We start from the raw sequence: 8206 nt of genomic DNA on the forward strand, positions 1-8206 counted from the left end.
CCATTTTTTGAGTAGAAAAGAAAGGCTAGTCAGATTTTCTGGCTATTCTCAGTATTATGGATAATCGACCAATAGGTTTTTTAGATTCAGGTGTGGGGGGATTAACGGTTGCGCGTGAGTTAATGCGCCAACTTCCCCATGAAGAAATCGTTTATATCGGGGACTCGGCACGGGCACCTTATGGACCCCGTCCAGCAGAACAAATCAGAGAATATACTTGGCAGTTGGTCAATTTCCTTTTGACAAAAAATGTAAAAATGATTGTTTTTGCCTGCAATACGGCAACAGCGGTAGCCTGGGAAGAAGTCAAGGAAAAGTTGGATATTCCTGTTTTGGGGGTTATCTTGCCTGGAGCATCGGCAGCAATTAAGGCAACGCAAACTGGTAAGGTTGGTGTCTTAGGAACGGCTATGACTATTCAATCCGATATCTATCGTGAAAAAATTCAGGCCCTTTCTCCGGAAACGCAGGTAGCCAGCCTAGCCTGTCCCAAGTTTGCCCCTCTGGTTGAGTCCAATAGCCACCAATCCAGTCTTGCCAAAAAGGTTGTTTATGAGACACTTCGCCCACTCGTTGGGAAAGTGGACACCTTGGTTTTGGGCTGCACTCATTATCCTCTGCTTCGCCCCATCATCCAGAATGCCATGGGCAGGGAGGTCAAGTTGATTGACAGTGGTGCAGAGTGTGCGCGGGATATTTCTGTTTTATTAAATTATTTTCAAATCAACCGCAGCCGAACCGAAAAGGATATTCAGCACAGATTTTACACAACAGCTAGTCCGGCAGCTTTTAAAGAAATAGCTGAAAGCTGGATGGGCATTGATATTCATGTGGAGCATGTAGAACTATGACAGACAAGATATACGAATACAGAGATGAGCACAATTGGTTTATCGGAAAGGCTAGTTTTGCCAACCTATTTGGTTCCTTTGGAGAAAATGGAAGAGAGCAGGAAATTTACCAGATTGGTCAGTTGTTTGACAAACTGATTGCTGGTAATTATGAAGATGACAACTTCAACCAGTGTGTTAACATTGAAGTGATCAAACTTCAGTCTGAATTTGCCCTCTTTCAATTTGCCTGTGATATTTTGAATGAGTTAAACAATCGCCAGTTCAAAGTTCTTCAACACCAAGGAGCTATTCTGGTAACAGAAGCTGACAAATTGCTCTTGGTTCATCTGCCCCAAGCAGGGGTTAGCACGGCAGATTTCTTCGGTCAAGACAAGGGATTGGCAAGCGTGGGAGATACCATCTTGATTGCTACAAAAAATGAAGGTAAGACTCAGGAATTCCGTAAGTTTTTTGAGCGCTTTGGTTACCAGGTCGAGAACCTCAACAACTATCCTGACCTGCCAGATGTAGCAGAGACAGGTATGACCTTTGAGGAAAATGCACGGCTCAAGGCTGAAACCATAGCAGAGCTGACAGGTAAGATGGTCTTGGCAGATGATTCGGGTTTGAAGGTTGATGCTTTAGGTGGTTTACCAGGAGTTTGGTCTGCACGTTTTTCAGGTCCAGATGCCACTGATGAGCTCAATAATGCCAAGCTCTTGCACGAGTTGGCCATGGTCTTCGATTTGAAAAATCGCTCTGCTCAATTCCATTGTACTCTGGTCATGGCTGCTCCAAATCGTGAGAGTTTGGTGGTCGAAGCGGACTGGGAAGGCTTTATCGGTATGGACCTTCGTGGGGAAAATGGCTTTGGATATGATCCACTTTTCCTCGTAGGCGAAACAGGTAAGACCTCGGCAGAATTGACCTTAGAAGAAAAAAATAAGATTTCCCACCGTGCACAAGCACTAGAAAAATTAGTGGAGGCATTTCCAGTATGGCAGGAGCAAGCAAAACAATCCTAGTCATGAGCGACTCTCATGGGGATAGACAGATTGTAGAGGATATTAAACATCATTATCTTAGGAAGGTCGATGCCATCTTTCACAATGGTGATTCGGAGCTGGATAGTCAAGATAGTCTCTGGGAGGGAATATATGTTGTCAATGGTAACTGCGACTACTTTGGTGGTTACCCTGACCAGCTCATTACTCAATTGGATGGTGTGACTATCGCTCAGACTCATGGTCATCTTTATGGCATTAATTACGGCTGGCAACGGTTGGATTATTGGGCCCAGGAAGTGGATGCGGACATTTGTTTATATGGGCATTTACATGTGCCAGATGCCGAAGTGCGTGGCAAGACCCTCTTCCTCAATCCTGGCTCCGTTAGTCAACCTCGTGGTTTGGTCAGAGAATGTCTCTATGCTCTTGTGACCATCTATGACGATCACTTCCATGTGGATTACTACAATCGACAGCACCAACTTTACCCAGCATTGACAAAGGATATTTCAAGATGATTGCAAGAGAATTTGAAGCCTTTTTATTGGACCAGGAAGAAACTTTCTTGACACCAGCGGATAAATTGGCAGTGATTATTGATACGCATAATATTGACCATGCAAAACTGTTACTCAGTCACATGACCTATTCACGCGTACCTGTGGTAACAGAAGACGGTCGTTTCTTCGGAACCATCGGCTTGACGGAAATCATTAAATATCAAGCTGAAAATGAACTATCGGATGATGAGTTAAACAGAGATATTTCTGTGATTGTAAAGACAGATGAAGAGACTGTTGGTCTGGATTATGATTTGACAGAAGTGATGCGCAAGCTAGTAGATCAATCTTTCTTACCCGTTCTTGGGGAAAATAGAGAATTTATGGGAATCATTACACGAAAATCCATCTTAAAGGCAATCAATGCTCTCTTGCATAATTTCCCCCTAGCATCAAAAGAAGGCAAGAAATGAAGCAGGCGATCGAATCTTTTATCCAGAGCAAAAAGGTCAGTGTCAACAGCCAAAAGTCCTATACCTACGACCTGCAGCAATTTGTGACAGTGACAAAGGGGGAGATTAGCCAACAGTCTCTTTTGGTCTATCAGCAGTCTCTTCTAGACTTGAAACCTGCTGCCCAGAAAAGGAAAATGTCAGCGGTCAATCAATTTCTCTACTTTCTTTATGAAAATAATCTCCTGGATCGTTTTTATAAATTGCAAACGATGTCAGGTCCAGCCAGCGTCAAAAAGAAACTGGAGCGTGAGGATTTAACTCTCCTCTTTCAAGAAAGTCCTTGGCTTGATGGGCAACTGATTGCTCTTTTGATTGCCTTACTGGGGCTGACTCCTAGTGAAATAGCAGAGCTGACTAGTCAGCAGGTCAATCTGGATTTTCAAGTCCTGACAGTTGAGAAAGGAGCAACCAAGCGGGTGCTCACTCTACCCAAGGAATTGATCCCCTATATGGAGCCTCATCTGTCTGGAAGCTATGTCTTCGATAAGAAGGGACAGACCTATTCTCGTCAATGGTTCTTTAATCGTCTGACAGAATTTGTCCAGTCCATTGGCAAGCCTGATTGGACAGCCCAAAAATTACGAGAACAGTATATTCTAAAACAGATAGACGAAGGAAAATCCTTGGACCAAATCGCCAAGCAGTTGGGACTGAAAACAAGCATGAGTTTGGAAAAATTTAGATAATGGATATAAAATTAAAAGATTTTGAAGGGCCACTTGATCTCCTGCTACACCTGGTGTCCAAGTATCAAGTAGATATTTACGAGGTTCCGATTACAGAGGTTATCGAGCAATATTTAGCCTACATTGCTACCTTGCAAGCCATGCGTTTAGAGGTAGCGGGCGAATATATGCTCATGGCTAGTCAGCTGATGGTCATCAAAAGTCGTCGGTTATTACCGAAGGTTGTTGAGCAAATTGATCCCGAAGATGATCCTGAAATGGACCTTTTGGATCAGTTGGAAGAATACCGCAAGTTCAAACTTCTCAGTGAGAAATTAGGGGAGCAACATGATGAACGGGCGAACTATTTTTCAAAACCCAAGCTGGACTTGATTTATGAAGATGTTCAGCTAGCCAAGGATAAGACCGTCATTGATATTTTCCTGGCTTTTTCTAAGGTCATGGCTGAAAAACAGGCCAGTCTCCGTCAGTCCCATGCGACCATTGCCCGTGATGAATATAAAATCGAAGACATGATGGACTTTGTTCGCAGTCGTTTCGAGACTGGTCCACGTCTTGAACTCCGTCAGCTTTTTCAAGAAAGTCAAGATGTCAATGAAATGATTACGATCTTCCTTGCGACTTTGGAATTGGTCAAGGTTCATGAAATCGTCTTGGAACAGACAGAGACTTTTGGAGATATTTATCTAGTAAGGAGTGAAGATGAATCGCTTAGCTGAAATCGAAGTCCTGCTCTTTGTGGCAGGTGAGGATGGCTTGACGTTACGAAATTTGGCAGAGATGTTGGAAATGCAGCCGACAGCTGTCAGCCAGCAGTTAGAGAAACTTAGTGAGAAATATATGGCAGACAAAGCCTCAGGCATAGCCATCTTAGAATCCTCCAACCGCTATAAGTTGGTTACTAAAAAAGAATATGCAAATCTTTTGCGAATCTATGCCAAAACACCAATCAATCAGACTATGTCACGGGCTCTTTTGGAAACCTTATCAATCGTAGCCTATAAGCAACCCATTACTCGGATTGAAATTGATGATATTCGTGGGGTCAATTCCAGCGGTGCCATCAGTAAGTTGCAGGCCTTTGACCTCATTCGTGAGAACGGTAAGAAAGAGGTTCTTGGTAGACCAAATCTCTATGTGACAACGGATTATTTCCTGGATTACATGGGAATTAATAGTCTAGAAGAATTGCCTGATGTGTCTGAAATAGATTTGATTCAAGAAGAAACAGAGCTATTCGTAGAAAGAAATGAGTTAGAAAATGAGAATTAATAAATACATTGCCCATGCTGGAGTTGCCAGTCGTCGTAAGGCAGAAGAACTAATCAAACAAGGACTAGTTACTGTAAATGGTCAGGTTGTTCGTGAGCTAGGGACAGTTATCAAATCGGGTGATAAGGTAGAGGTTGAGGGACAACCAATTTATAACGAAGAGAAGGTCTACTATCTCCTCAATAAACCACGAGGTGTTATTTCTAGTGTGTCAGACGACAAGGGAAGAAAGACGGTTGTGGACTTGTTGCCAACAGTTAAGGAGCGGATTTATCCTGTTGGTCGTTTGGACTGGGATACATCTGGAGTCTTGATTTTGACCAATGACGGTGATTTTACAGATGAGATGATTCACCCACGTAACGAGATTGATAAGGTTTACTTGGCGCGTGTCAAAGGGGTTGCCAACAAGGAAGTCTTGCGTCCCTTGACCCGTGGTGTTGTCATTGATGGCAAAAAGACCAAGCCTGCGGTGTATGAGATTATCAAGGTGGACCCTGTTAAGAACCGCTCAGTTGTAGAATTAACAATCCATGAAGGTCGAAACCACCAGGTTAAGAAGATGTTTGAGGCTGTCGGTTTGCAGGTAGATAAGCTGTCTCGTACTCGCTTTGGTAATCTTGACTTGACCGGCCTACGTCCAGGAGAATACCGTAAGCTCAACAAGAAAGACATCAGTAAGTTACATACCCTGGCTGTTACTAAGCCAGTTAAAAAATAATGACTAGACTCTTGATCGGCTTGGTCCGATTTTATCAGAAATTTATTTCTCCCCTTTTTCCGCCCTCTTGTCGCTACCGTCCGACTTGTTCGGCTTATATGATCGAGGCCTTACAAAAACATGGACTCAAGGGCTTTTTGATGGGGTTGGCTCGAATTGGTCGCTGTCATCCCTTTGTGGAAGGTGGGGAAGATCCTGTGCCGGACAGGTTTAGTCTGAAAAGAAATAGGCAGAAGTAGGGCAACCTACTTTTTGTTCTGTATAAATATAGGTTTTTAGGTTGCCTTTAGTACTCTCTCAAAAGGTTTGGGAGCCTCTGAAGGCTGAACATTGTACTTACGATACTAGGTAGCAATCGTGAAGTACAGTCTGCCATTTAACAAAGTAATCAAAGATAAACCAAATGACTCTCCTTTTTGTTACAAACAAGACTATACTATACTTATCCGAGTTCATTGAGTCTTGGGCTTAGTGGATTATCATTAAAAACTAAGAAGCAGTAGGGATGAGGGGAGTTTGCCTTGACCTGCATACTTTATCATTTTTAGTTAGAATGGAAGAAAGTGAGAGTACTCAAAGGCGAATATTCTTGGTCAGATAGTTGCATATTTATGCTAAATCGTGCTATACTATTCAAAATAAATAAATGGGGTAGAGATATGAAAAGAATGAAAAACATCGCTTTAACTGGTATCGGTCTGCTTTCTATTGCAACGTTAACAGCTTGTCAAACTAAAGAAAAGACGAGCGATGTTGCTCTGACATTTAACTCAGAAGTGACAAACGAAGGACAAACTATCGAAGGTGGGAGTCTCAAATATGCCTTAGTAGCTTCGGCACCTTCGACCGGTATCTTAATTGATGAATTATCGCAAACGGCGGTAGACTCAACCTTTGCAGACATGGTTGATATTTCTATGTTTGGATATGATGCAGCTCGTAAGTTAGACGATTCAGGCCTTGCTAAGGCAGAGTTTGATGTAGATGCAAAGACAGTTACCGTTAGTTTGACAGGCAAGGACTATAAGTGGTCCGATGGGCAAGCCTTCACCATCGATGATTATATTTTCACAATCGAACAACTAGCTAGTCCAGACTATACAGGGGTTCGTGCAGACACTACCTATACAAATATAGTTGGCTTTGAAGAATTTCAGGCTGGAACAGCAAGTGAAATTTCAGGCGTTAAGAAGGTTGATGACTATACAGTAGTTTTCTCAGTGAAAGACATGTCTCCATCCATGATGTATGCTGGTGGGGGAGTACCTTATTTAGTCATGCCGAAACACATTTTTAAAGATATTGCAGTCAAAGACTGGGAATCAAGTGAGTATTCTCGTACGGCAAAAGTTGTCGGTATGGGCCCTTATAAGGTCAAGGAAATTGTCAATGGCGAGTCGGTGACCTATGTACCAAATGAGTACTACTTTAAAGGGAAAGTTAAGCTAGATAGTTACAGGATTGATATTGTTTCACCAGATACGATTGTTGCAGAAATGAGAGCAGGCAATTATGATATTGCTGATATGCCAACAGACCAGTACGAATCTTACAAGGACTTATCAAATATTACTTTGCTAGGTAGTCTGGATGGTATTTACAATTATATTGGCTTCAATCTTGGTAAGTACGATGAGACCAGCGGTAAAAATGTGACCAATCCTAATGCTAAGATGAATAATGTTAAATTGCGTCAAGCAATGGGATATGCGTTGGACAATGCGGTGATTGGAGAGAAATTATATAACGGCTTGTATCACCCGACAAACTCATTAATTATCTCTTTCTTTGGAGATGTTCACGATTCAGAACTAGCTGGTTATAGTTATGATCCTGAAAAGGCTAAAAAAATTCTCGATGAGGCAGGATATAAAGACGTTGATGGAGACGGTATGCGTGAAGATGCTGATGGAAAACAACTTACCATCAGTGTTGCAGCACAGAAATCAACCGAAACGCAAGAAACCATGGTACAGCAATACCTTACATGGTGGAAAGAAATTGGTTTGAATGTGGAACTCTATACAGGAAGAACCATTGAGTACAATACTTTCTATGAATCAATTGCTGCCAATGATGAGGGGATTGACGTCTATCTTGCTGCTTGGATTGCCGGCCTAGATCCAGACCCAACATCATTGTGGGGACCTGAAGCTATGTACAACTATACTCGCTTCGTTTCAGATGAAAACACAGCACTTTTAAATAAAATTACCTCTGCTGAGTCATTTGACGAACAGAAAAATATTGAAAATTACAAAGCTTGGCAAGAATATGCATTCGAACAAGCCTTTGCAATTCCAACCTTTGAACGTGAAAGTATTACTGCCGTTAACAAACGTGTTAAATATTACGACGTTTATATTGGTTCGGACAGCAAATCAGGCCATGAAAATCTTGAGTTGACTGCGGAAAAAGGGATTGCAGCAGAATAAATGTAAGAAAGGAGAGTTTATTTGCTCTCCTTTTTCATTTTGGTAAATTCTCAAAGTAAGTTCTAGTTCCCGTCCTTCCAGAAGTTACTTTGAGAAAACTGCATAACACTAACAGAATTTAGTCTCAGACTAAGTTCTGTTTTTGCCTAAAGCTGCAGATTCAAGGAATTTTTAGGGTTGAAAATGTTGAAAAAAAGAGTACACTAAAGTTACTGGCTCTGAGACGTCTCAAAGTAA

10 protein-coding genes are annotated in these 8206 nt (G+C 42.0%); all 10 read left to right on the top strand.

The features are described from left to right. Positions 1–56: 56 nt before the first annotated feature. The 10 genes from racE (at position 57) to ODU46_RS07725 (ending at position 7969) form a co-directional block, all read left to right on the top strand. Positions 57–851 (top strand): glutamate racemase, encoded by a 795-nt coding sequence (racE, locus tag ODU46_RS07680; RefSeq protein WP_398579468.1) that lies wholly within the window; start codon positions 57–59, stop codon positions 849–851. Next, a complete protein-coding gene (locus tag ODU46_RS07685) occupies positions 848–1858 on the top strand; it encodes a nucleoside-triphosphate diphosphatase (protein ID WP_024406650.1) in 1011 nt (336 codons plus the stop codon). The genes racE and ODU46_RS07685 overlap by 4 nt, the downstream gene beginning before the upstream one ends. Continuing rightward, on the top strand, positions 1831–2358 hold the full coding sequence (locus tag ODU46_RS07690) for a metallophosphoesterase (RefSeq protein ID WP_024406651.1): 528 nt from the start codon (positions 1831–1833) through the stop codon (positions 2356–2358). The genes ODU46_RS07685 and ODU46_RS07690 overlap by 28 nt, the downstream gene beginning before the upstream one ends. After that, entirely contained in the window at positions 2355–2813 is a 459-nt protein-coding gene (gene cbpB / locus ODU46_RS07695) for a cyclic-di-AMP-binding protein CbpB (protein WP_012027618.1), read from the top strand. Before ODU46_RS07690 ends, cbpB begins: the two co-directional genes overlap by 4 nt. Next, on the top strand, positions 2810–3541 hold the full coding sequence (gene xerD, locus ODU46_RS07700; RefSeq protein ID WP_024406652.1) for a site-specific tyrosine recombinase XerD: 732 nt from the start codon (positions 2810–2812) through the stop codon (positions 3539–3541). The genes cbpB and xerD overlap by 4 nt, the downstream gene beginning before the upstream one ends. Further along, entirely contained in the window at positions 3541–4260 is a 720-nt protein-coding gene (locus ODU46_RS07705; RefSeq protein ID WP_024406653.1) for a segregation/condensation protein A, read from the top strand. The genes xerD and ODU46_RS07705 overlap by 1 nt, the downstream gene beginning before the upstream one ends. Next, entirely contained in the window at positions 4244–4813 is a 570-nt protein-coding gene (scpB, locus tag ODU46_RS07710; protein ID WP_136628329.1) for an SMC-Scp complex subunit ScpB, read from the top strand. The genes ODU46_RS07705 and scpB overlap by 17 nt, the downstream gene beginning before the upstream one ends. Beyond that, on the top strand, positions 4803–5534 hold the full coding sequence (locus tag ODU46_RS07715) for a pseudouridine synthase (RefSeq protein ID WP_012027615.1): 732 nt from the start codon (positions 4803–4805) through the stop codon (positions 5532–5534). Before scpB ends, ODU46_RS07715 begins: the two co-directional genes overlap by 11 nt. After that, on the top strand, positions 5534–5773 hold the full coding sequence (gene yidD, locus ODU46_RS07720; RefSeq protein WP_024406654.1) for a membrane protein insertion efficiency factor YidD: 240 nt from the start codon (positions 5534–5536) through the stop codon (positions 5771–5773). Before ODU46_RS07715 ends, yidD begins: the two co-directional genes overlap by 1 nt. Before the next feature lie 420 nt (positions 5774–6193). Beyond that, positions 6194–7969 (top strand): oligopeptide ABC transporter substrate-binding protein, encoded by a 1776-nt coding sequence (locus ODU46_RS07725; RefSeq protein ID WP_398579469.1) that lies wholly within the window; start codon positions 6194–6196, stop codon positions 7967–7969. The last annotated feature ends 237 nt before the right edge of the window (positions 7970–8206 follow it).

It is taken from the genome of Streptococcus sp. 2020WUSS089 (assembly GCF_044427405.1).
Lineage (GTDB): Bacteria > Bacillota > Bacilli > Lactobacillales > Streptococcaceae > Streptococcus > Streptococcus hashimotonensis.

Bases quoted from the DNA above. Each gene is read 5' to 3' on its own strand.
- ODU46_RS07715 (WP_012027615.1), top strand. From the start codon at position 4,803: ATGAGAATTAATAAATACATTGCCCATGCTGGAGTTGCCAGTCGTCGT.
- ODU46_RS07705 (WP_024406653.1), top strand. From the start codon at position 3,541: ATGGATATAAAATTAAAAGATTTTGAAGGGCCACTTGATCTCCTGCTA.
- scpB (WP_136628329.1), top strand. From the start codon at position 4,244: ATGAATCGCTTAGCTGAAATCGAAGTCCTGCTCTTTGTGGCAGGTGAG.
- racE (WP_398579468.1), top strand. From the start codon at position 57: ATGGATAATCGACCAATAGGTTTTTTAGATTCAGGTGTGGGGGGATTA.
- yidD (WP_024406654.1), top strand. From the start codon at position 5,534: ATGACTAGACTCTTGATCGGCTTGGTCCGATTTTATCAGAAATTTATT.
- ODU46_RS07690 (WP_024406651.1), top strand. From the start codon at position 1,831: ATGGCAGGAGCAAGCAAAACAATCCTAGTCATGAGCGACTCTCATGGG.
- cbpB (WP_012027618.1), top strand. From the start codon at position 2,355: ATGATTGCAAGAGAATTTGAAGCCTTTTTATTGGACCAGGAAGAAACT.
- xerD (WP_024406652.1), top strand. From the start codon at position 2,810: ATGAAGCAGGCGATCGAATCTTTTATCCAGAGCAAAAAGGTCAGTGTC.
- ODU46_RS07725 (WP_398579469.1), top strand. From the start codon at position 6,194: ATGAAAAGAATGAAAAACATCGCTTTAACTGGTATCGGTCTGCTTTCT.
- ODU46_RS07685 (WP_024406650.1), top strand. From the start codon at position 848: ATGACAGACAAGATATACGAATACAGAGATGAGCACAATTGGTTTATC.